Below are 20,889 nucleotides of genomic sequence, written 5' to 3'. Positions count from 1 at the left end.
TCTAACGGCAGGGTTATATCCTATGCATTAGGTCTGGGCCGATGCCCCCGGCCGGAGGCGGCACCTCAATGCGGCCGGTGCCCGCTCGTCCCGTACCAGCGCTCGCACGCGGCCTCCAGTTCGGCACGGGCGGCCTGCAGCCGCTTGTCCTGGCGCTGGCGCTCGGTCAGTTGGACGAGCTGCGCGCGGGCCGAGTCCTTGGGGGCGGTGTCGGCCCGGACGCGGCGCAGTTCGGCCTCGGCTTCGGCGATGAGGCTCCTGCGCTGCTTGCGGAAGTCGTTCTCGTGGGTGACCGCGTCCTCGATTCGGCCCGCGAAGCGGCGGACGTCGGCCTCCGCGTACTGACCGCGTTTGTAGGCGACGCGCAGGCCGCCGCGGATCTGGATCGTGAACTCGCCGGGCGACTGCTCATAGCTGATGTGGAGCCCGGCGAGCTGGATGTCCCGGGCGCCGAAGCGCAGCTGGTGCTGATGCAGCTTCAGTTCGCCGAGGGATTCGAGCAGTTCGCCCCGGCCGGGATGGCGCAGCTCCCTCAGCCGCTGCTCGGCCGTGCGTATGCGGTCGCGGTGCAGGGACTCCTCGCCGCGTACGTGGCCCCTCGCGTCGGACAGTTCGCGGCGGGCCTCCCGTTCGAGTTCGCGAAGGCGGCGGCGGGCCGCGGCAAGGTCCTGGCGGTCGCGGGCGTACGCCCCGCCGAAGGCGTACGCCCAGCCGCCCGGGTAGCTGTAGAGGCGCTGGACGACGTAGCCGGCGCAGCCCGCCAGGACCAGCAGCACCCAGACCATGGCCGCCATGCGCTGCCCCTTACGGTGTACCGCTGGGCCGGACGACCTGCGCGGAGCCGCCGCCGCGGCGGACGGTTTCGGCGGCGGCGAGCCAACGGCCGTCGGGGAGCCGCTGGATGCCGGTGGCCGCGCCGATCTCGGCGGGGGCGGCGAAGACGTGGCCAAGGGCGGTGAGCTGCGCCGCGGCCGGGGTGGCGAGGAAGGCGCTCTCGACGGAGGTCGTCGTGGTGTTGCGCTGGCTGGCGCGTGGGGCGGCGATGGCGTCGACCAGCGGCAGCCCTCGGTCGACGTGTTCGGTCAGCACCTGGAGGACCGTGGTGATGATGGTCGAGCCGCCCGGGGAGCCGAGGGCGAAGTCGACGCGCCCGTCCTTGAGGACGATGGTCGGGGAGATCGACGAGCGCGGGCGCTTGCCGGGGCCGGGGAGGTTGGGGTCGTGGACCGTGGGGCTCGCCGGCGTGAAGGAGAAGTCGGTGAGCTCGTTGTTGAGCAGGAAGCCGCGGCCGGGGACGGTGATGGCGCTGCCGCCGGTCTGCTCGATCGTCAGCGTGTACGACACGACGTTGCCCCACTTGTCGGCCACCGTGAGGTGCGTGGTGTTGTCGCCCTCGTACGTGGTCGGCGCTGCGGTGCCCGCGGTGGTGCAGGCGGTCGGGTTGCTGGGATCGCCGGGGGCCAGCGGGCTGGTGAGGACGGCGTCGTCCTTGATCAGGCAGGCGCGGGAGTCGGCGTACGACTGGGAGAGCAGCCCGGCGGTCGGGACGTTCTCGTACGCGGGGTCGCCGACCCAGCGGCCCCGGTCGGCGAAGGCGATGCGGCTGGCCTCGAGGTAGCGGTGGAGGTACTGGGCGTCGGTGAGCTTGGACAGGTCCGTGCCCTCGAGGATGTTGAGGGCCTCGCCGACCGTCGTGCCGCCCGAGGACGAGGGGGCGATGCCGTAGACGTCCAGGCCGCGGTAGGAGACCTCGGTCGGGGCCTGCTGCTTCGCCCGGTACGCCTTCAGGTCGGCGGCGGTGAGGTCGCCGGTGCGCACGACGCGGCTCGAGGCCGGGTCGACGGGCGGGTTGCGGACGGTCTTGACGATGTCGGCGCCGATGTCGCCGGAGTAGACGGCCTTGACGCCCTTCTTCCCCAGCTCCTCGTACGTACTGGCGAGGTCGGGGTTGGTGAAGGTGGAGCCGACGACCGGGAGTTCGCCGCCGGGGAGGAAGAGTTTGGCGGTGTCGGGGAAGTCGGCGAAGCGGGCCTGGTTGGACTCGGTCTGGCTGCGGAAGGTGTCGTCGACGGTGAAGCCGTCGCGGGCGATGCGCTCGGCGGGCCGCAGGACCGACGTGAGGGACTTGGAGCCCCAGGTGTTGAGCGCCGTCGACCAGGTGGCGGGGGTGCCGGGGACCCCGACGCTCAGGCCGCTGGTGACGGCGGCGTCGAAGGGGATGGCCTGGCCGTTCTCGACGAAGAGCTGGTCGGTGGCGCTGGCGGGGGCGGTCTCGCGGCCGTCGATCGTGGAGACCTTGTGGGTGCGGGCGTTGTAGTAGACGAAGTAGCCGCCACCGCCGATGCCCGAGGAGTACGGCTCGGTGACGCCGAGCGCTGCGGCGGTGGCCACGGCGGCGTCGACCGCGTTGCCGCCCTGCCGCAGTACCTCGATGCCGGCGGCCGACGCGTCGGCGTCCACGCTCGCGACGGCGCCGCCGTAGCCGACGGCCACCGGGACCTTCGCCGGTGTCGAGGGCGCGGCCTGGTTCGGGGGCGCCGCGCCCACCGAGATCAGGGCCGCTCCGACGGCGAGCAGCGACACATGGCGACGACGCATACGGGGACCTCCACTTGACGACCGCGACCGTCTGCGCAGCCTAACGGGATTCGTCTCCTCCGTCAGGAACACGTCACCTCGAACGCCGCTACGATTCGCGCTCATGAGCGACGACGTCCGCAACATCATCCTGGGCCTTGCCGCCAGCGCCATCAGCGCAGCGCTGGGCTGGTTCGTCCGCACCTACCTGTGGCGCCGCAAACTCCACCGCCAACAGCGCTTCTTCGGGCTGCCCACCGGCTCCGAGTGCCTGCTGGTGGTCAACCGCGACCCGGGCGCACGGGAGTGGAGCGTGGCGCGCCACGACGTCTTCGCGCTGATCGAGCTGGCCGCGCTGATCAAGGACTGCCGGGCGCACGCCGAGATCCTGCCGCACGACACGGCGTGGCAGGGCTTCGGGGCACGTACCGAGTTCTGCATCGGCGGTCCGGTGTCCAACCAGCGCATGGCGGCCCACCTTCGCTCCATGCTCCCCGGCGTCGAGGTCAACCCCGACAGCATCGGCCCGGACCGGGGCGCCTTCACCATCGACGGCGAGACCTACCGCCTGGACAAGGGCTCGGTGGAGTACATACTCCTGGCCCGCCTCGCCGCCGACGAGAACACCGGGAACAGCCGCCCGGTCTTCCTCTCCAGCGGCCAGACCGCGATCACCAACCAGGCGGCCGTGCGCTATCTCGCCCGCCACTACCCGCGCCTGGCCCGCAAGTACGGGCTGGACGGCTCCTTCTGCCTGCTGCTGAAGGTGGTCAACTCGCAGGCGTACGGCCCCGACGTCGTGGAGGTCGTCGCCGACGTCACCCGGGCGGCATCCACGCCGAACAGCCGTGCGGCAGCCATAACGGCAGAATGACGGCGTGAGCCGACCGAACACCACCGCCCCGAGAACCGCCTGGCTGCGCCCGATGACGGCCCGCGACCCCGCGGAGCCGCATCGCGCGTCCACCCCGCTGGAGCTGCTCTTCGACCTGTGCTTCGTGGTCGCCGTGGCCCAGGTGGCGGCGCAACTGCACCACGCGCTGTCCGGAGACCACGCGTCGACCGGGGTGGTCAGCTACCTCATGGTGTTCTTCGCGATCTGGTGGGCCTGGATGGGCTTCACGTGGTTCGCGTCCGCGTACGACGTCGACGACGTCCCGTACCGGCTGACCACGTTCGTCCAGATCACCGGCATCCTGATCCTGGCCGCCGGGGTCCCGCGCGCCTTCACCGAGCACGACTTCACGCTGCCGGTGATCGGTTACGTCATCATGCGGACCGGGCTGGTCTCGCAGTGGCTGCGGGCGGCGCGCTCCCACCCGCAGGGGCGCGCGACCGCCCTGCGTTACGCCGTCGGGACCGTCGCCATCCAGTGCGCCTGGACCGGCTGGCTCTTCCTGCCCCACTCGTGGCAGACCGCCGCCTTCGTGGCCCTCGGGCTGCTGGACGTCTGCGTCCCCATCTGGTCCGAGGCCGCCGGGCAGACCCCGTGGCATCCGCACCACATCGCCGAGCGCTACAGCCTGTTCACCCTCATCGTCCTGGGCGAGTCGGTGCTCGCGGCGACGCTGGCGGTGCAGCAGGCGATCGACGAGCGGGAGACCCCGCTCGCCCTGTTCAGCGTGGCCGGCGGCGGCCTGCTGATCGTCTTCTCCGTCTGGTGGCTGTACTTCGCCAAGCCCGCGGCCCAGTTCCTGACCTCCAACCGGGCCGGCATCCCGTGGGGTTACGGCCACTACCTGATCTTCGCCTCGGCGGCGGCCGTGGGCGCGGGGCTGGCGGTCAACATCGACTACGCCACGCACCACGCCCACATCTCGCACACCGCGGCGGGGGCCACCGTGACCGTGCCGGTCACGGTGTTCCTGCTCGTGCTGTACGTCCTGCACATCCGGCCGCATCATGTGCCGCTCCTCCACAACCTGCTGTCCCCCGTCGCGGCGGCGCTGGTGCTGGCCATGACCTTCACCGGCATCCCCGTGCTCGCCACCGGACTGATCCTCGCGGCCCTGGTGGCGGCCTCGGTGGTGATCAGCCGGCCGGCTGCCTGACGCAGAGCCGGTCGAGGACGGCGGCCGCCATGGCCTGCTCCCCCAGGGCGTTGGGGTGCGCGGGGGCGGCGGGCGAGGCCGGGGTCAGCGGCTCGATCCAGCGGACGCCGGGGGCCTGGCACATGTCGTGGCCGATGGTCGGGGTGTAGGTGTCGACGTACGTCGCGTGGGCGGCCCGCGCCTGACGGGCGAGCATGGCGTTGACCCCCTTCTCGGTGTCGCGGAGATACGCGAAGTCGCCGTCGGCGAAGGGCACCGAGGGACGGCAGCCGACGCCGCTGTCGGGGAGCAGGTCCGGGTAGCCGACCACGACGACGCGGGCGCGCGGGGCGCGCTGGTGGATGCCGGCGAGGACGGCCGCGACCTTGGGGGCGGTGTCGCGGATGTTGGTCTGGAGCTGGTCCGTGCCGCTCGCGTTGTAGTGCGCCCGGCACGGGCTGCCGGTCGGGTCGGTGGCGGCGACGCCGGCGCAGGTGGCGATGATGCTCCCGAAGCCGACGTCGTTGCCGCCGATCTGGAGCGTGACGAGCTCGGTCGCCCTGGTGACCGCGTCGAGCTGCGGCGGGTTGGTGCCCTGCGCCTGCCACATCTCCTTCGTGGTGGCGCCGCTGCAGCTCACGTCGGTGAGGGCGGTGCGGGCGAGCCGCTGCACCACGAGGGACGGGTAGTTGCTGCTGGAGCGAAGGCAGTTGGCGTCCGTCTGGACCGGGATGAGCGGTCCGGCCGTATACGAGTCGCCGAGGGCGACATAACCGCGGCCGCCGCCATGACCGTGGTCGTGGGCGGCGGCCGGAATGGCGCTGCCTGCGGTGAGTGCGACGGTGGCGCCGAGTGCGGCGACCCCCCGGACCAGTGTGCGTCTGCGCATCTGTGACCCTCCCCCTGTGTCGACGCTGACGTGCTCAGATTCAGCGCACGCGGGGCGGGTGTCAATGGCCGGGACGACAGTTCGCTCAGCGGACTGACGTTCCTTCAGGGCAGTCGACCAATCGTTACTCGTGCGTAACACTCACGAGTATTACCCTCGGTAATCCGACGAGGTTACTCTCCAGTCACTTAGCATCCGGCGTGACTGGAGCCGCACATGGGAACTCACCGCACCGCAGCAGCCTCTGTCTCCGCAGCCCTGCTCGCCACCACCGCGCTGGGAATCACGGCACCGACCGCATACGCCTCGCCCGCGAGAACCACCGCCGGCGTCACCGCCATCGCGTCCGCCCCGACGGTGAGGTCCGTCGACATCCCCGGATCCGGCGGGATCACCCTCCAGAGCAGCGTGACCACCCCCGGCGGCTACGACGGCTCGCAGCGCTATCCGCTGCTGGTGCTGCCCAGCAGTTGGGGCCTCAATGAGGCGCAGTACACCGTCGCGGCCCAGAAGCTCGCCGGCGCGGGCTATGTGGTGGTCAGTTACACCCCGCGCGGCTTCGGCAGCTCCGGCGGCGAGATCGACGTGGCCGGCCCCAAGGACACCGCCGACGCCACCCAGGTCATCGACTGGGCGCTGGCCCACACCCCGGCCGACCCGGACCGGATCGGCATGGCGGGCGTGTCGTACGGCGCCGGGATCAGCCTGCTCGCCGCGGCCGCCGATCCCCGCATCAAGGCGGTCGCCTCGCTCAGCGGCTGGGCCGACCTGGTCGACTCCATCTTCTCCGGCCGCACCCAGCATCTGCAGGCGGTCGCGCTGCTCGGCGGGGCCGCGTATCTCACCGGCCACCCCAGCGCCGAACTGCGGCAGATCCTCTCCGACTTCCTGACCTCCCGCTATGACAAGGAGGACCAGATGCGCGCCTGGGGCAAGCTGCGCTCCCCCATCACCTACCTGGACCGGCTCAACGCCAACGGAGCCGCGGTGATGCTGGCCAACGGCTGGGGCGACTCGATCTTCCCGCCCAACTCGTACGCCGAGTTCTACGACAAGCTGACCGGCCCCAAGCGTCTGGAGCTGCGCCCGGGCGACCACGCCACCAGCGAGGCCACCGGACTGCTCGGGCTGCCCAACGACGTATGGACCGACACCCGGCGCTGGTTCGACCACTACCTCAGGGGATCCGCGAACGGCATCGACGCCGAGCAGCCCGTCCAGCTCAAGTCCCGCACCGGATCCGGCGGTTACGAGGGCTACCGGAGCTGGTCGGCGGTCCCGGCCGCGACCCGTACGATCCCGCTGGCCACCACCAAGCGGATCCTGGCGAACGTCGACTCCGGCGCCGACGGCGGCACCATCTTCCTGACCAGCCTGCTCGACCAGATCGCCCAGATCCCTCCGGTCGTCTCGGTACCGCTGCTGCCGCGCGCCGTCGCGGCGGTCTGGCGGTCCGGCACATACAGCAGCGCCCAGCACATCCGGGGCACCGTCAAGCTGCACACCACCATCAGCCCGGCCGCGGCCACGGGAACCTTCGTCGCCTATCTCTACGACGTGGACGCGCTCGGCACCGGCAAGCTCGTGACGCACGCGCCGTACACCTTCACCGACCGGACGGCGGGCAGGTCCTTCGGCGTCGACCTCGAGCTGTTCTCCACGGCGTACGACGTCCCGAAGGGGCACCGGCTGGCGCTGGTGATCGACACCGTCGACCCGCTGTACATCGAGCACAATCCGGCACTGTCGACGATCACCTTCTCGTCTCCGGCCGGCGATCCGTCCACGCTCTCTGTGCCGGTGAGCTGACATGGCGGAGCCCCCGGGTCACCGACCCGGGGGCTCCGCTCAGTTGCTCAGCGCACGGGGCTCAGGAGCTGGAGGCCTGCGGCGCGGCGCTGGCCTGGCCGCCGCCACCACCGCAGCCGCCCCGGCCGCCGAAGCCACCGGACGGCATGCCGCTCGGCCGGCCCGAGGGCATCCCCGACGGCCGGCCACTCATCTTTCCGGTCGGCATACCGGACGGCCGGCCCGATCCGCCGAAGCCGCCGCCGGGGCGGCCGCTCGGACAGGCGGTGCTGCTCGGCTGGGTTCCGCTGCTGCTGGACGATGAGCCCGAGCCACAGCCGGCCAGCAACAGCGTCGAGGCAGCCAGTAGTGCGACGGCGGCGGGGACCGTCCGGCGGCGAGTCCTCAGGACACGAGTCATGGGTCAGTAGCTCCTCAAAGGTCCGGCGCACGAGACGCCCGGATATCAGCTGTCCCACGAGCCAATCCCATCTGCCCATGCCCGCACTGTGCTGCCACTGTGAATACCGTATGCACATGGTCAAGGGAGGTTTATGCCCAGGAGTTGCGTCAGCCAAGGACGCGGTCGACGAGGGTGTCCCGTTCCGGCTTGGGGATGGCGGTCCACCGAGTCCCGCGGATCGCGCCCTCCAGGGCGAGCAGGGTGTGCGTGCAGGCGTCCTCCGGGAGCTCCGCCCGGATCTTCTCGAAGGCCCGGCCGGCGCCGAGGCGGCGCAGCTCGTCGGCGTCCGTCACACCGGCGCGGCGCAGGCGCTCTGCGAGGACCGCTCCGATGTTCGGCATCTGCTGCAGGGAGTCCATGCCGACATCATGCACCGCCGGACGGTCCGTCAGACCGCGATCTCGGCCCAGACACGCTTGCCGCCCGGGAGGAGTTCCGTACCCCAGCGGAAGGTGTAGGCGGCGACCAGCTGAAGCCCGCGGCTGCCCTCGGCCGTGGTGGGGAACGGCCCGGTGAGGATCAGGCAGGGCAGAGAGCGGGAGCAGTCGCGTACCGAGATGTGCACAAGAGTGAGTCTGCGCCACAGCGTCAGACCGATCTGGCGGCCGCCCGCGTGTCGTACGGCGTTGGTGACCAGCTCGGCGAGCACCACGCTCGCCGTCTCCATCAGGTGGTCGAGGCCCCACACGTCCAGGGTCGCGTCGAGGATGCGGCGGGCCTGACGCGGGGCCTGCTCGTCGCAGGGAAGGAAGACTTCGCCGACGAGCAGGGTGATCGGCGGGTAATCCACGGGTTCGACGGGCTGGGCCGGTTCGGCCGGTTCGGGCGCGGTATTCCGGGGTATTCCGTCGGTGGGCGCCTCACCGGTATCTCGATGGATTGGTGCCTGAGCAGCCAGGTTTTCACGCATATGTCCACCTCATTTGTGGGGCAGGTGGCGCTGAGCATCTCGTGAAGACCCTGTGAAAGCGATACCCCCGCGCTATTCTCACTGCGATATACCCCCTGGTAACTCGACTGGGGGCCGTCTGCGCGGGCGGGAGAGTTCACCCATGTCTGGTCCAGCATCTCCGTCTTCTCCGCTTTCTCCCCCTTCTCCGCCTTCCGGAGATTTCGTGGAGATACCCGACTGGGCCTGGCAGCGGACCGAGATACGCGAGGCCCTGCGCGGCCGCGACGCTGGCGCGATCCTGCGCTTCGCCCAGCAGTACGGCGGGGCGAGCCAGTCGAGAATCGCCGCCGCCACCGGGCTGTTGCAGGGGCGCGTCAACGAAATCGTCCGCAACCGGCGGGTGGTGGTGCGGATCGACGTCTTTGAACGGATCGCGGCCGGCCTGCGTATGCCTGACGAGGCGCGGATGCTGATGGGGCTCGCGCCGGTCCGGTTCAGCCAGTCCGGGCCGCTGGATCTGCTGGAGCATCCGCAGGTCGCGGCCGTGTCGCGTACGAAGGCGGAGGCGGTGACGGAGATCCGGCAGGCGGCGGAGAACGCCCGGTCGGCGGATGTGGTCGCCGTACGGGCCCTGGGCATGATCGCGATGGGCGATTCGCTGCTGCGGAGGGCGTTAACGCGCCCGGACCGTGAATGCGTGCCACGGGTACGCATCATGGTGCTGCATCACGAGAGCCCGGCGGTCTCCCGGATCGCCGAGGAGGTGGGCGAGACGGCCCGCTTCTTCTCGGCGAGCCTGCGCTTCGCGGAGGAACTGCTCGGCGAGCTGGCCGAGGAGGGCACCCTGAAGCTGGAGGTCTACCGCTACCGGACGCCGCCGGTCTGGCGGATGATCCGGTTGGACGACGCCTCCTTCGTGGCGGTCATCGGCGCGCGCAGCGACCCGCACGCGTCGCTGGTCTACCGGTTTGCGCCGACCCCGCCGGCCACGTTATCCGCCGGCTTCGAGCGGTACTTCGAGGCCTTGAGGGACGGCGCCGAACGAGTGATCTGACCGCGCCGGGGCTTGGGGCCTGGCGCTCCCCAGCCCTACGACACCTCGGCGTAGGCCTGCGACAGCTCCGGCGTGCCGCTCTCGGCCCAGCCGTGGCCGATGTCGACGACATCGACCTCGCGTCCGGAGTCGAGCGTCACCACCGGCTGCCCGTTGGGCCACACCCGCCAGGCCGCGCCCGGCACGGTACGGATGATGACGGTGCCGAGGTAGAGGCCGGCGTCGTTGCCCAGCCAGGGCACCTCCTCAGGGTCGTCGCGCCAGCGCGGCAGCAACTGGTCCAGGCGCTCCAACGACGCGGCCGTGTCGTCGAGTTCGACCCCTGCGGACGCGGCCTGCTCACGCAGCAACCCGCACTCCGCCAGCAGCTCCGCCACGCCCTGCGGGTCGTCGGCGATCGGACCGATCACGGCCACACCGCGGGCTTCGCCCTGCCCCGCGCGCCGCTTGAGCCACTTGTCCAGGAACGGGATGTCCATGCGCTCAGCCTGGCACATGCCGGGGAACGACACGTTGTATACGTTCTGTTGCCGCACAATACGTTACGTAAGGATGCCCGGCGATCGAAGGGGCATGCAATGCGCGACGAACACCACGAGCGCGAGGCCGCCGACCGCGCCTGGCGGTTACTGGCGCAGCTCGCCCACAGCGCGCCGGGAGTGGTGCGGCTGGCATCGGGGGCCACGGACGCCGAGATCGACGCGTGGGGCGTGCCGTTGCCGGCCGGTGTACGGCAGCTCGCGCGGCGGGTGCGGGCGTTCCGGATCGCGGAGAGCGAGGAGTACCGGCTCGCGCCGGAGCGGGGGCTGGCGTCGGGCGGGTGGGCGACCGGGCCGCCGGGATCGGCCCATCTGATCCATGAGGCGGGCGGGGACGCGCTGTTCGTGGACGTGGACTGTACGAGCGGGGCGTGGGGCCGGGTGTTCGCGGCGTCGGGTGCCGGGGTCTTCCACGAGACGTGGGCCTACGCCGCCCCGTCTCTGGTCGCCTGGGTCTCCGCGCTGGCGCGGGCCGGGCTGGCGGCGCTGCGCGCGGCCGACGACGAGAGCCTGCTGCTGGAGCGCCTGACCGAGGCCTCGCACGTCATGTCGTACCGCCCCGACCTGCGCGGCACGCCGGTGCCGCAGGCCCGCGCCGGGTCCGACGCGGGCATGGACCCGGAGCTGGCGTCCGTACTCGCCGGGCTGCCGGACGACGCGCTCGTGGTCGACCTGCGCGAGGTCCGGGCCCCGGCCACGCTGCACCTGCCGTGCCCGCCGGCGCTCCGGGGCGGCTATGTGGAGTTCCAGCGCCGGGTCGGCGGGCGGTTCGCCGTGGGCTTCCCCCGGCCGGCTCAGACGTCGAGGTCGACCACGACCGGGGCGTGATCCGAGGCGCCCTTGCCCTTGCGCTCCTCGCGGTCCACGTAGGCGTCGCCGACGGCCTTGGTGAAGGGCTGGTTGGCGTAGACGAGGTCGATGCGCATGCCCCGGTTCTTGGGGAAGGCGAGCTGCCGGTAGTCCCAGTACGTGTACGGGCGGTCGTACTTCAGCGGGCGGGGCACCACATCGCTCAGCCCGGCCTCGCGCAGCGTGGCCAGGGCGGCCCGCTCGGCCGGGGTGACATGGGTCAGGCCTTCGAAGACCGCCGGGTCGTAGACGTCCTCGTCGGTCGGCGCCACGTTGTAGTCGCCGAGGATGGCGAAGGGGCGCTCGCCGGCCGTGTCCTCGGCCGTGGCGGCCTTCAGCGCCTCGAACCAGCGGAGCTTGTACGCGTAGTGGTCGTGCTCGACCTCACGGCCGTTGGGCACGTAGACCGACCAGACCCGGACCGGACCGCAGGTGGCGGACACCGCACGCGGCTCTTCCACCTCCTCGTAGAGCGGGCCGCCGGGCAGGCCCTTCACCACGTCCGCCAGGCCGACGCGGGAGAGCAGTGCCACCCCGTTCCACCGGCCGGTGCAGTTGACGGCGGCCTCGTAGCCGATCGCGCGGAGCTCGTCGAAGGGGAACTGCTCCTCGGTGCACTTGGTCTCCTGGATGCACAGCACATCCGTGCCGGAGCCTTCGAGCCAGGCCAGCAGCCGGGGAAGGCGGGCGGCGATCGAGTTGACGTTCCATGTGGCGATGCGCATGCCCTCGAATGTACCGCCCGCCTCTGACAGTCGGAGGGAGCGGTGCTTCAGCCGAGGTCGAGGCTCTCGCCCGGCGTGAGCCGACCGTGCTCGGCGCCGCCGATTCCCGGGCCGTTGGGGCCGAGCCCGTTGTTGTAGACCATGATCCCGATGTCTGTCAGCAGCCCGTCGTGCACGTCGATCGCCCGCTGCGGCTTGACCTCGCGTACGTAGTCGATGACCTCGCTGATCTTGTTCCACGGCGCGTGCACCGGGAGCAGCAGGGTGTCGACCGGGCTGTCCGGTACGGTCAGCGCGTCGCCCGGGTGGAAGACGCTGCCGTCGACCAGGTAGCCGACGTTGGTGATGCGCGGGATGTCCGGGTGGATCACGGCGTGCAGCTGGCCGTGCACCTGGATGTCGAACCCGGCGGCGGAGAAGGTGTCGCCCTCCCCCACCGTGTGCACCCGGCCCGGGAAGGCCGCCGCGACCTTCTCGGCGACGCTGCTCAGGGTCCAGATCTCGGCCTCGGGGCTGGCCTCCAGCGCGGCCCGCAGTCGGTCCTCGTTGAAGTGGTCGAGGTGTTCATGGGTGACGAGGACGGCCTCGGCGCCCACGGCGGCGTCCTCCTCGCTGAAAGTACCGGGGTCGATGACGAGCGTGCGCCCGTCCTTCTCCAGCCGGACGCAGGCGTGGCCCTTCTTGGTCAGCTTCATGGTGTCCATGATGGCCGACCGGGGCCCGCCCGGAGATCATCAACGTGGTGCTGTTTCTTCCTGGATAACGCGCTGCGCGACCGCGAAGGCGGAGTTGGCGGCCGGCACCCCGCAGTAGACGGCGGTGTGCATCAGCACCTCCTTGATCTCGGCGGGGCTGAGCCCGTTGCGCAGTGCGGCCCGGGTGTGGAAGGCCAGTTCGTCGTAGTGGCCCCGGGAGGCGAGGGCGGTGAGGGTGATGACGCTGCGGGTGCGGCGGTCGAGGCCCTCGCGGGTCCAGATCTCGCCCCAGGCGTAGCGGGTGATGAATTCCTGGAAGTCCTCGGTGAACTCGTCGGCGCCCGCGCCCGCCCGGTCCACGTGCGCGTCGCCCAGCACCTCGCGGCGCACCTTCATCCCGGCCTCGTACGGGTCCGGGCGCACCTCCCCCGCCGGCCCGGCCGGTTCGGGCGCGGCAGGGGCGGCGACGGAAACGGGAGCGGCGACGGGCTCGGCCACCGGTACCGGCACGAGCACCGGCGGCCCGGCCCAGGCGGTGCCGAAGTGCCGTACGAGAAGGTCGGTGACGGCGGCGGGCTGCTCGACCGGGACGAGGTGCGAGGCGCCCGGCACGATGGCGAGCCGCGCGTCCGGTATGCCGGCGACCAGGACCCGTGCGTCGGCCGGGGGCGTGACGGGGTCCTCCGCGCCGCCGAGGACGAGGGTCGGCACGGTGATGCGGGCCAGTTCCTCGCGCAGGTCGTGGGCGGCCATGGCCTCGCAGGCGGCGATGTAGCAGCCGGGGTCCGTGGTGCGCACCATCTGCACCGCCCACTCGACGATGGCGCCCTGGGTCGCCCGGAAGCCGTCGGCGAACCAGCGCTCGGGGGCGCCGTGCGCGATCTGGCCGAGTCCGTTGGCCCGGACGATCACGCCGCGCTGCCGCCACTCGTCGGGGGTGCCGTAGCGGGCGGAGGTGGAGATCAGGGCGAGGGAGGCGACCCGGTGCGGGGCGCGCAGGGCGAGCTGGGTGCCGACGGCGCCGCCGATGGAACAGCCGGCGTAGCCGAAGCTGTCGATGCCGAGCCCGTCGAGGGTGGCGAGCAGCCGGTCGGCCAGCTCGGCGGTGGCGGTGGCCGGCTCCGCGGGGGCTCCGCCGTGGCCGGGGAGGTCGTAGCGCAGGACGCGCCACTGCCGGGTCAGCTCGGGCACCTGGCGGTCCCACATGTGCCAGGTGGTGCCCAGGGAGGGACCGAGTACGAGTACGGGAGCGTCCTCGGGGCCGTCGAACCGGTGCTGGAGGGTCATGTTCTCGTCGCTCACCCGCGTCACGCTACCGAGGGAACCTGGACCCGGGGCCACCGCCCCCTGGGTTCAGAAATTCATCGTGGACACGACATAGACCATGGGGTAGTTCGGATTCTTCAGGTCCACGGTGATCCGGTGGTCCGGCTTGTCGCCGTGCTGGGTCAGCTTCACCCCGGCCCAGTCCTCCCCGGCGGCGAAGGCCCAGCGGACCGTCCGCTGCTGCTTCGCGGTGACCGTGACGGTGCCGTCCTTCAGCGCCTCGCGGCTGGTGCCGACCTGGGCCAGGAAGGTGTCGAGGCCGCCCGCGCTGGTCTGGAACTGCACGTAAAGGGTGCTGGTCGCCCAGGAGTTGGTCTCCAGATAGCCGACCTGCTGCGACCCGCCCGGGATCGGGATCTCGTAGATCCGGCGCTGCACCCTGGTGGGCCAGTAGTGCGTGATGGTGGTCGCGGCGGCCTGCTTCTGCTTCTCCTCGCCGCCGTCCCGGCTCTGCTCCGCCGAGATGATCACATAGCCGATCGGCACGAGGACCAGCAGCGGTACGACCGTCCACTGGACCCAGCGCGGCGGCTTTCTCGGGGTTGCCATGCGTACGGTGCTCACTTGCCGAACACTCCCGCGTATCGCTCGTACCGCTCCACCCTGCGGCGGTTCGCCCGCCGGAAGCGCCGGGCCACCAGGCGCGCCAGGTCCGCGGCCCCGACCATCCCGGCCTCCGGGCCGAGCTGCGCCTTGGCGATACGGGCCTCCGGCCGGTAGCCGCGCCCGGTGAGATGCCTGCGGAAGGCCTCCCGCGCCGGGCCGATCAGCAGGTCGTCGGCCGCGCTGACGCCGCCGCCGATCACGAAGCAGGACGGGTCGAGGGCGGCCGCGAGGTTGGCGATGCCCACGCCCAGCCACTGCCCGATGTCCTGGAACAGCTCTATGCACATGGCGTCGCCCTCGCGGGCCAGCTCTGTGATCAGCGGCCCGGTGATGTCGGCCACGTTGCCGCCGACCCGGTCGATGATCCCGTACGCGACCGGCGACTCCGCCAGCGCCAGCTCCCGGGCTTCCCGGACCAGGGCGTTGCCCGAGCTGTACTGCTCCCAGCAGCCCCGGTTCCCGCACGGGCAGCGGTGCCCGCCCGGTACGACCTGCATGTGGCCGAACTCCCCGGCCACCCCATAACGCCCGCGCTTGACCTGGCCGTCCTCCAGGATCGCCCCGCCGATGCCGGTGCCGAGGGTGATCATCACGAGGTCGTTCTCGCCGCGCCCCGCGCCGAAGCGCCACTCGGCCCAGGCCGCGGTGTTCGCGTCGTTGTCCACCATCACCGGGACCAGCAGGCGCTCGGTCAGCCGGTCCTTGAGCGGCTCGTCCCGCCACGATAGGTGGGGCGCGAAGAGCACCCGGGACCGGTCCGCGTCCACCCAGCCGGCGGCCCCGATGCCCACGGCGTGCACGTCGTGCCGCTCGGACAGGTCCAGGACCAGTTCGGTGATGGTGTCCTCGACCACCTTGGGACTCTTGGACTTGTCCGGCGTCTCCGTCTGCAGCTTCTCCAGGATGTTGCCGTCGGCGTCGACCACCCCGGCCATCACCTTCGTCCCGCCGATGTCGATCCCGACGGTCGGCACACGCGGTGCGGTGAGATGGGACCGGCGCTCCCGCCGGCCCACCGTGCTCAGCAGTGTGCTGCTGCTCGACGAACGTGCTGTGGCGCCCCGGTAGGTCCGGTCACGGTACGTGCTCATCGACTCAGGTCGTCTCTCCGGATCGGGTACGGGTGGGCGGGCTCGGCGCGGATGGTTCCCCTGAGATTCTGCCTCACCGGCGGGCCTGGTGCGGCGGCGCTCGTCAGCCCCGGCCGAAGGTCGGGGGAGGGTCAGGAGCGTACGAGGAGCTGGAACTCGAAGGCGTAGCGCGAGGCCCGGTAGATGTGCGTGCCGTACTCGACCGCGCGGCCCTTGTCGTCGTACGTCGTCCTGCGCATCGTCAGCAGTGCCGCGCCCGCCTCCTCGGCGAGCAGTTCGCTCTCCTCGGCGGTGGCGCTGCGGGCGCCTATGGCCTGCTGGGCGCTGTGCAGGGTGACGCCGGCGCCGCGGAGCAGCCGGTAGAGGCCGGTGGCCTCCAGCTTGTCGGTGTCGAGGTCGAGGAGGTCGGTGGGCAGGTAGTTGGTCATGTACGCCATGGGCTCGCCGTACGTCGACCGCAGCCGTTCCAGCACGACCACATCGCTGCCCTCCGCGATACCGAGCGCGGCGGCGACCTCGGCGGAGGCGGCCTGGACCTCGTTGCGGCGCACGTGGGTGGCGGGGCTCTGGCCGGCGGCCTGGAGGTCGTCGTAGAGGCTGCTCAGCTCCAGCGGGCGCTTGACCTGGCTGTGCACGACCTGGGTGCCGACGCCACGGCGGCGTACCAGCAGGCCCTTGTCGACCAGCGACTGGATGGCCTGCCGGACGGTGGGGCGGGACAGGCCCAGCCGTCCCGCCAGCTCGATCTCGTTGCCGAGGAGGCTGCCCGGGGAGAGCCGGCCGTGCTCGATCGCGCCCTCCAGCTGCTGGGCGAGCTGGTAGTAGAGCGGGACCGGGCTGGACCGGTCCACGGCGAAGTCGATGAGGGCGGACTCTGGCTTGGACACAGGGGGAGAGTAACCGCCCGTGCGGGCGCCATGGAACTCAGACATCACATTGTCCGAACATAGAGACCTTCCCTGTTCCCCCTGTGTCCATCGCCGGCGTCCTCAGTTGTGGCTGGGGAAGCCGAGGTTGATGCCGCCCTCCGAGGGATCGGGCCAGCGGGTGGTGACGACCTTGCCACGGGTGTAGAAGTGGATGCCGTCGTTGCCGTAGATGTGGTGATCGCCGAAGAGCGACTCCTTCCATCCCCCGAAGGAGTGGTAGCCCACCGGCACCGGGATCGGCACGTTGATGCCGACCATGCCCGCCTGCACCTCCAGCTGGAAGCGGCGGGCCGCGCCGCCGTCCCGGGTGAAGATGGCGGTGCCGTTGCCCCAGCGCGAGCTGTTGATCAGCTTGATGGCCTCGTCGTAGGTCTCCGCGCGGACCACGCACAGCACGGGGCCGAAGATCTCGTCCTTGTACGCGTCGGCGGTCACCGGCACCTTGTCCAGCAGTGAGACGCCGACGAAGAACCCGTCCTCGTGGCCCTCGACCGTGAGCCCCGTGCCGTCGACGACGCCCTCGGCGCCCTGGGCGGCGGCCCCGGTGACGTACGAGGCGACCTTGTCGCGGTGCTCGCCGGTGATCAGCGGGCCCATCTCGGAGGCCGGGTCGTTGCCGGGGCCGATGACGAGGTTCTTGGCCCGCTCGGCGATCTTCCCGACCAGTTCGTCGCCGGTGTCGCCGACGGCCACGACCACCGAGACGGCCATGCAGCGCTCGCCGGCCGAGCCGTACGCGGCGTTGATGGCCTGGTCGGCGGCGTAGTCGAGGTCGGCGTCCGGCAGGACCAGCATGTGGTTCTTGGCGCCGCCCAGGGCCTGGACACGCTTGCCGTGCTCGATGGCGCGGGCCTGGATGTAGCGGGCGATCGGCGTGGAGCCGACGAAGGAGACGGCGGCCACGTCCGGGTGCTCCAGGATGCGGTCGACCGCGACCTTGTCGCCCTGAACGATGTTGAGCACCCCGTCCGGCAGCCCCGCCTCGGAGGCCAGCTCGACCAGCCGGAAGGAGGCGGAGGGGTCCTTCTCGCTGGGCTTGAGCACGAAGGTGTTGCCGCAGGCGACGGCGAGCGGGAACATCCACATCGGCACCATGGCCGGGAAGTTGAACGGCGTGATGCCGGCGACGACGCCCAGCGGCTGCCGGATCGAGGAGACGTCCACCCCGCCGGAGACCTGGGTGGACAGCTCGCCCTTCAGCTTCTCGGCGATGCCGCAGGCCAGTTCGACGATCTCCATGCCCCGGGCGACCTCGCCGAGCGCGTCGGAGTGCACCTTGCCGTGCTCGGCGGTGATCAGCGCGGCGATCTCGTCGCGCCGGGCGTCCAGCAGCTCGCGGTACTTGAACAGAATGCCGGTGCGCTTGGCCAGCGAGACCTGCGACCAGCTCTCGTACGCCTGGCTCGCGGCAGCGACGGCCGCGTCCACGTCCTCCACGGAGGCGAAGGCAACCTGCTTGTCCTGCTCACCGGTGGCCGGGTTGTATACGGGGCCGTAGCGGTCGGAGGTGCCCTCGACGGGCTTGCCGCCGATCCAGTGGGTGATGGTCCTCATGAGGGCGAGCCTTTCTGGGTGGTTTCCGCACCCTTCGGGCGCGGTGTTCTCAAACGCCGGACGGGCTGGTTACAGGTGGCGGCGGCGGTCGGCGACGTGGCGTTCGTACGTCTTGCGGGCCTCGATGGCGGCCTCGCGGGAAGCGACCTCGGCCACCGGCACGTCCCACCAGGCCTGCGCGGCGGGGGCGGTCGGGGTGGGGTCGGTCTCGACGTAGACGCAGGTCGGCCGGTCGGAGGCGCGGGCCGCGGCGAGGGCCGCGCGCAGTTCGCGTACGGTCTCGGCGCGGATCACGTCCATGCCGAGGCTGGCGGCGTTGGCGGCCAGGTCCACGGGAAGCGGGTCGCCGCTGAAGGTGCCGTCGGCTGCCCGGTAGCGGTAGGCGGTGCCGAAGCGTTCGCCGCCGGTCTCCTCGGAGAGGCCGCCGATGGAGGCGTATCCGTGGTTCTGGATGAGGACGAGGTTGACGTTGATCCCCTCCTGGACGGCGGTGACGATCTCGGTCGGCATCATCAGATACGTTCCGTCGCCGACCAGCGACCAGACGGGCGTCTGCGGCGCGGCCATCCGCACCCCGATGCCGGCCGGGATCTCGTAGCCCATGCAGGAGTAGCCGTACTCCAAGTGGTACTGGCGGGGGCTGCGGGCGCGCCAGAGCTTGTGGAGGTCGCCGGGGAGGGATCCGGCGGCGTTGATGACCACGTCGTCGTCGCCGACCACGGAGTCCAGGGCGCCCAGCAGCTGGGTCTGGGTGGGGCGGGCGTCCTCGTCGGGGGCGGCGTAGGCGGCCTCGACCACGCTGTCCCAGCGCTCCTTGCCGGCGCGGTACTCGGCTTCGTACGCCGGGTCCACGCGGTGGCCGGCGAGGGCCGAGGTGAGCGCCTCGAGCCCGGCGCGGGCGTCGGCGACCAGGGAGAGGGCGCCGAGTTTGTGGGCGTCGAAGGAGGTGACGTTGAGGTTGAGGAACCGGACGCCGGGGCCCTGGAACAGGGTGGAGGACGCGGTGGTGAAGTCGGTGTAGCGGGTGCCGACGCCGATGATCAGGTCGGCCGTGCGGGCCAGGTCGTCGGAGACGGCGGTGCCGGTGTGGCCGATGCCGCCCAGGTCGGCGGGGTGGTCGTGGCGCAGCGAGCCCTTGCCGGCCTGGGTGGAGGCGACGGGGATGCCGGTGACGTCGGCCAGCGCCTTCAGCGCCTCCTCGGCCTCGCTGTGGTGGACGCCGCCGCCCGCGACGATCAGTGGCCTGCGCGCCGCGCGAACGGCTGCCGCGGCGTCCGCGAGCGCGGCGGGGTCGGCGGCCGGACGGCGTACGTGCCAGACCCGCTCGGCGAAGAACTCCTCGGGCCAGTCGAAGGCCTCGGCCTGTACGTCCTGCGGCATGGCGAGGGTGACGGCGCCGGTCTCGGCGGGGTCGGCGAGGACCCGCATGGCGTTGAGGGCGGCGGGGATCAGCGACTCGGGACGTACGACCCGGTCGAAGTAGCGGGACACCGGCCGCAGCGCGTCGTTGACCGAGATGTCGCCGGAGACGGGGTGCTCCAGCTGCTGCAGCACCGGGTCGGCGACCCGGGTGGCGAAGGAGTCGCCGGGCAGCAGCAGGACGGGGATGCGGTTGACGGTGGCCAGGGCCGCGCCGGTGACGAGGTTGGTGGCGCCCGGGCCGATGGAGGTGGTGACGGCCTGCGCGGAGAGCCGGTTGAGCTGGCGGGCGTAGCCGACGGCGGCGTGCACCATGGCCTGCTCGTTGCGGCCCTGGTGATAGGGCATCACATCCTGGGCCTCGATGAGCGCCTGGCCGATGCCCGCGACATTGCCGTGGCCGAAGATGCCCCAGGTCCCGCTGATCAGCCGGTGGCGTACGCCGTCCCGCTCGGTGTACTGGGCGGACAGGAACCGCACCAGCGCCTGGGCTACGGTCAGGCGGCGGACGGACTGGCTCATCGGGACCTCTCGGGGGACTCGGCTGGGGGCTCGGCGGAGGGCTGGGCGGGGGCTTCCGGGACGGCGGTGTAGAGCGGCAGGCGGGGGTCGACGGGCTGCTGCGGCCAGGTGTCGCGGATCCAGGCGTGGTCGGGGTGGTCGCAGATCAGCCAGGCGCGCTCGGCGCCCGGCCCCGCCATGACGTTGAGGTAGTACATGTCGTGGCCGGGGACGGCCATGGACGGGCCGTGCCAGCCGTCGGGGATCAGGACGACGTCACCGTCGCGGACCTCGGCGAGGACGTCGGTGTTGCGGCCGTGGCCGGACGGCGAGACCCGCTGGTAGCCGATGCCGACCTTGCCGTGGGCGGACGCGATCTCGAAGTAGTAGATCTCCTCCAGCCGCGACTCCCCCTCGCGGTCCTCGTCGTGCTTGTGCGGCGGGAAGGAGGACCAGTTGCCGGCCGGCGTGATCACCTCGACCGCGATGAGCTTGTCGCACTCGAAGACCCCGGCGGCGCCGAAGTTGTTGACCTGGCGACTGCAGTTGCCGCTGCCGCGCAGCTCGACCGGCACCGACGAGGCGGGCCCGTAACGGGCCGGCAGCCGCCGCTCGCAGCGCGCGCCGGTGAGGGCGAAGCGCCCACCGGCCTTGCTGGCGATCGACACGTGCCCGTCCCGGGGGACGTACGCGAAGTCGCTGACGCCCGAGAAGACGCTCTCGCGACCGGCGAGCCGGAAGGTCGCGCCCTCGACGGCGACGGTGCAGGAGCCGGACAGCGGCAGCACGATCCACTCGCTGTCGCCGGTGGCGAAGTCGTGCCAGCCGCCGGGCGGCAGTTCGAGAATCCTCAGGGAGGAGTATCCCCAGCCGGCCCGCCCGGGGTCGATGTCGACGGCGTAGGGGCCGTCGGCGGCCTTGCCGGCCGCCAGGTGGTATTCGGTGCTGGTCATGGTCCGAGC

Annotated in this window: 21 protein-coding genes; 5 read left to right on the top strand and 16 right to left on the bottom strand. The window is 71.5% G+C overall.

The features are described 5' to 3' along the window. Nucleotides 1-65: 65 nt before the first annotated feature. Together ACFXJ5_RS20715 and ggt are read right to left on the bottom strand one after the other, a co-directional pair. Entirely contained in the window at nucleotides 66-794 is a 729-nt protein-coding gene (locus tag ACFXJ5_RS20715; RefSeq protein WP_384632739.1) for a hypothetical protein, read from the bottom strand. 10 nt (nucleotides 795-804) lie between these two features. Further along, the gene (ggt, locus tag ACFXJ5_RS20710) at nucleotides 805-2,598 is read right to left on the bottom strand and encodes a gamma-glutamyltransferase (protein WP_384632736.1); all 1,794 of its coding nucleotides are present in this window, start codon (nucleotides 2,596-2,598) and stop codon (nucleotides 805-807) included. 103 nt (nucleotides 2,599-2,701) lie between these two features. On the opposite strand from ggt, the gene ACFXJ5_RS20705 reads away from it, so the two are divergent. Together ACFXJ5_RS20705 and ACFXJ5_RS20700 are read left to right on the top strand one after the other, a co-directional pair. Then, nucleotides 2,702-3,451: a hypothetical protein gene (locus ACFXJ5_RS20705; protein ID WP_384632733.1), complete on the top strand. Its 750-nt coding sequence runs from the start codon at nucleotides 2,702-2,704 to the stop codon at nucleotides 3,449-3,451. A 4-nt stretch (nucleotides 3,452-3,455) separates the two neighbouring features. Further along, on the top strand, nucleotides 3,456-4,628 hold the full coding sequence (locus ACFXJ5_RS20700) for a low temperature requirement protein A (protein ID WP_384632731.1): 1,173 nt from the start codon (nucleotides 3,456-3,458) through the stop codon (nucleotides 4,626-4,628). Here the strand turns inward: ACFXJ5_RS20700 and ACFXJ5_RS20695 are convergent. Continuing rightward, on the bottom strand, nucleotides 4,609-5,496 hold the full coding sequence (locus ACFXJ5_RS20695) for an SGNH/GDSL hydrolase family protein (RefSeq protein WP_384632728.1): 888 nt from the start codon (nucleotides 5,494-5,496) through the stop codon (nucleotides 4,609-4,611). The genes ACFXJ5_RS20700 and ACFXJ5_RS20695 overlap by 20 nt on opposite strands. 216 nt (nucleotides 5,497-5,712) lie before the next feature. Here ACFXJ5_RS20695 and ACFXJ5_RS20690 point away from each other — a divergent pair, with 216 nt between their 5' ends. Next, entirely contained in the window at nucleotides 5,713-7,305 is a 1,593-nt protein-coding gene (locus ACFXJ5_RS20690) for a CocE/NonD family hydrolase (RefSeq protein ID WP_384632725.1), read from the top strand. A 61-nt stretch (nucleotides 7,306-7,366) separates the two neighbouring features. Here the strand turns inward: ACFXJ5_RS20690 and ACFXJ5_RS20685 are convergent, their stop codons facing one another. From ACFXJ5_RS20685 to ACFXJ5_RS20675, 3 genes are all read right to left on the bottom strand, one after another. Further along, nucleotides 7,367-7,705, bottom strand: coding sequence for a hypothetical protein (locus tag ACFXJ5_RS20685; RefSeq protein ID WP_384632723.1), 339 nt, complete (start codon nucleotides 7,703-7,705; stop codon nucleotides 7,367-7,369). 149 nt (nucleotides 7,706-7,854) lie between these two features. Beyond that, complete coding sequence (locus ACFXJ5_RS20680) at nucleotides 7,855-8,106, bottom strand: TfoX/Sxy family DNA transformation protein (RefSeq protein ID WP_384632720.1); 252 nt, start codon at nucleotides 8,104-8,106, stop codon at nucleotides 7,855-7,857. Nucleotides 8,107-8,135: 29 nt separating this feature from the next. Then, nucleotides 8,136-8,537, bottom strand: a complete 402-nt coding sequence (locus ACFXJ5_RS20675; RefSeq protein WP_384632717.1) for an ATP-binding protein — start codon at nucleotides 8,535-8,537, stop codon at nucleotides 8,136-8,138. 325 nt (nucleotides 8,538-8,862) lie between these two features. On the opposite strand from ACFXJ5_RS20675, the gene ACFXJ5_RS20670 reads away from it, so the two are divergent. Beyond that, nucleotides 8,863-9,693 carry an XRE family transcriptional regulator gene (locus tag ACFXJ5_RS20670; protein WP_384632714.1) on the top strand — a complete coding sequence of 277 codons (831 nt, stop codon included), beginning with the start codon at nucleotides 8,863-8,865 and terminating at the stop codon, nucleotides 9,691-9,693. Between the two features lie 35 nt (nucleotides 9,694-9,728). On the opposite strand, the gene ACFXJ5_RS20665 is transcribed toward ACFXJ5_RS20670, so the two are convergent. Continuing rightward, nucleotides 9,729-10,172, bottom strand: a complete 444-nt coding sequence (locus ACFXJ5_RS20665; protein WP_384632712.1) for a DUF6278 family protein — start codon at nucleotides 10,170-10,172, stop codon at nucleotides 9,729-9,731. 99 nt (nucleotides 10,173-10,271) lie between these two features. On the opposite strand from ACFXJ5_RS20665, the gene ACFXJ5_RS20660 reads away from it, so the two are divergent. Further along, the gene (locus ACFXJ5_RS20660) at nucleotides 10,272-11,060 is read left to right on the top strand and encodes a hypothetical protein (protein ID WP_384632710.1); all 789 of its coding nucleotides are present in this window, start codon (nucleotides 10,272-10,274) and stop codon (nucleotides 11,058-11,060) included. Here ACFXJ5_RS20660 and ACFXJ5_RS20655 read toward each other — a convergent pair. From ACFXJ5_RS20655 to iolB, 9 genes are all read right to left on the bottom strand, one after another. Then, nucleotides 11,027-11,806: an exodeoxyribonuclease III gene (locus tag ACFXJ5_RS20655; RefSeq protein ID WP_384632708.1), complete on the bottom strand. Its 780-nt coding sequence runs from the start codon at nucleotides 11,804-11,806 to the stop codon at nucleotides 11,027-11,029. The genes ACFXJ5_RS20660 and ACFXJ5_RS20655 overlap by 34 nt on opposite strands. A gap of 47 nt (nucleotides 11,807-11,853) precedes the next feature. Beyond that, a complete protein-coding gene (locus ACFXJ5_RS20650; protein WP_384632705.1) occupies nucleotides 11,854-12,501 on the bottom strand; it encodes an MBL fold metallo-hydrolase in 648 nt (215 codons plus the stop codon). A gap of 39 nt (nucleotides 12,502-12,540) precedes the next feature. Beyond that, nucleotides 12,541-13,788 carry a bifunctional 3-oxoadipate enol-lactonase/4-carboxymuconolactone decarboxylase PcaDC gene (pcaDC, locus tag ACFXJ5_RS20645; protein ID WP_384632871.1) on the bottom strand — a complete coding sequence of 416 codons (1,248 nt, stop codon included), beginning with the start codon at nucleotides 13,786-13,788 and terminating at the stop codon, nucleotides 12,541-12,543. Nucleotides 13,789-13,854: 66 nt separating this feature from the next. Continuing rightward, entirely contained in the window at nucleotides 13,855-14,376 is a 522-nt protein-coding gene (locus tag ACFXJ5_RS20640) for a hypothetical protein (RefSeq protein WP_384632702.1), read from the bottom strand. An 11-nt stretch (nucleotides 14,377-14,387) separates the two neighbouring features. After that, nucleotides 14,388-15,524 (bottom strand): ROK family glucokinase, encoded by a 1,137-nt coding sequence (locus tag ACFXJ5_RS20635; RefSeq protein ID WP_384632699.1) that lies wholly within the window; start codon nucleotides 15,522-15,524, stop codon nucleotides 14,388-14,390. Between the two features lie 131 nt (nucleotides 15,525-15,655). Next, nucleotides 15,656-16,375, bottom strand: coding sequence for a GntR family transcriptional regulator (locus ACFXJ5_RS20630; RefSeq protein WP_384632868.1), 720 nt, complete (start codon nucleotides 16,373-16,375; stop codon nucleotides 15,656-15,658). 138 nt (nucleotides 16,376-16,513) lie between these two features. Further along, entirely contained in the window at nucleotides 16,514-18,007 is a 1,494-nt protein-coding gene (locus ACFXJ5_RS20625) for a CoA-acylating methylmalonate-semialdehyde dehydrogenase (protein ID WP_384632696.1), read from the bottom strand. A gap of 69 nt (nucleotides 18,008-18,076) precedes the next feature. Continuing rightward, the gene (gene iolD, locus ACFXJ5_RS20620; RefSeq protein ID WP_384632693.1) at nucleotides 18,077-19,948 is read right to left on the bottom strand and encodes a 3D-(3,5/4)-trihydroxycyclohexane-1,2-dione acylhydrolase (decyclizing); all 1,872 of its coding nucleotides are present in this window, start codon (nucleotides 19,946-19,948) and stop codon (nucleotides 18,077-18,079) included. Further along, nucleotides 19,945-20,880, bottom strand: coding sequence for a 5-deoxy-glucuronate isomerase (iolB, locus tag ACFXJ5_RS20615; RefSeq protein ID WP_384632690.1), 936 nt, complete (start codon nucleotides 20,878-20,880; stop codon nucleotides 19,945-19,947). The genes iolD and iolB overlap by 4 nt, the downstream gene beginning before the upstream one ends. Nucleotides 20,881-20,889: the final 9 nt, after the last annotated feature.

The sequence above is a fragment of the Streptomyces sp. NPDC059373 genome, from assembly GCF_042751495.1.
Lineage (GTDB): Bacteria > Actinomycetota > Actinomycetes > Streptomycetales > Streptomycetaceae > Actinacidiphila.
This window is presented reverse-complemented; position numbering and strand designations above follow the sequence as displayed.

Coding starts and splice junctions, on each gene's coding strand:
- ACFXJ5_RS20685 (WP_384632723.1), bottom strand. CDS start 7,705: ATGACTCGTGTCCTGAGGACTCGCCGCCGGACGGTCCCCGCCGCCGTC.
- ACFXJ5_RS20650 (WP_384632705.1), bottom strand. CDS start 12,501: ATGAAGCTGACCAAGAAGGGCCACGCCTGCGTCCGGCTGGAGAAGGAC.
- ACFXJ5_RS20625 (WP_384632696.1), bottom strand. CDS start 18,007: ATGAGGACCATCACCCACTGGATCGGCGGCAAGCCCGTCGAGGGCACC.
- ACFXJ5_RS20665 (WP_384632712.1), bottom strand. CDS start 10,172: ATGGACATCCCGTTCCTGGACAAGTGGCTCAAGCGGCGCGCGGGGCAG.
- ACFXJ5_RS20660 (WP_384632710.1), top strand. CDS start 10,272: ATGCGCGACGAACACCACGAGCGCGAGGCCGCCGACCGCGCCTGGCGG.
- pcaDC (WP_384632871.1), bottom strand. CDS start 13,788: ATGACCCTCCAGCACCGGTTCGACGGCCCCGAGGACGCTCCCGTACTC.
- ACFXJ5_RS20655 (WP_384632708.1), bottom strand. CDS start 11,806: ATGCGCATCGCCACATGGAACGTCAACTCGATCGCCGCCCGCCTTCCC.
- ACFXJ5_RS20690 (WP_384632725.1), top strand. CDS start 5,713: ATGGGAACTCACCGCACCGCAGCAGCCTCTGTCTCCGCAGCCCTGCTC.
- ACFXJ5_RS20705 (WP_384632733.1), top strand. CDS start 2,702: ATGAGCGACGACGTCCGCAACATCATCCTGGGCCTTGCCGCCAGCGCC.
- iolB (WP_384632690.1), bottom strand. CDS start 20,880: ATGACCAGCACCGAATACCACCTGGCGGCCGGCAAGGCCGCCGACGGC.
- ggt (WP_384632736.1), bottom strand. CDS start 2,598: ATGCGTCGTCGCCATGTGTCGCTGCTCGCCGTCGGAGCGGCCCTGATC.
- ACFXJ5_RS20715 (WP_384632739.1), bottom strand. CDS start 794: ATGGCGGCCATGGTCTGGGTGCTGCTGGTCCTGGCGGGCTGCGCCGGC.
- iolD (WP_384632693.1), bottom strand. CDS start 19,948: ATGAGCCAGTCCGTCCGCCGCCTGACCGTAGCCCAGGCGCTGGTGCGG.
- ACFXJ5_RS20635 (WP_384632699.1), bottom strand. CDS start 15,524: ATGAGCACGTACCGTGACCGGACCTACCGGGGCGCCACAGCACGTTCG.
- ACFXJ5_RS20640 (WP_384632702.1), bottom strand. CDS start 14,376: ATGGCAACCCCGAGAAAGCCGCCGCGCTGGGTCCAGTGGACGGTCGTA.
- ACFXJ5_RS20680 (WP_384632720.1), bottom strand. CDS start 8,106: ATGGACTCCCTGCAGCAGATGCCGAACATCGGAGCGGTCCTCGCAGAG.
- ACFXJ5_RS20695 (WP_384632728.1), bottom strand. CDS start 5,496: ATGCGCAGACGCACACTGGTCCGGGGGGTCGCCGCACTCGGCGCCACC.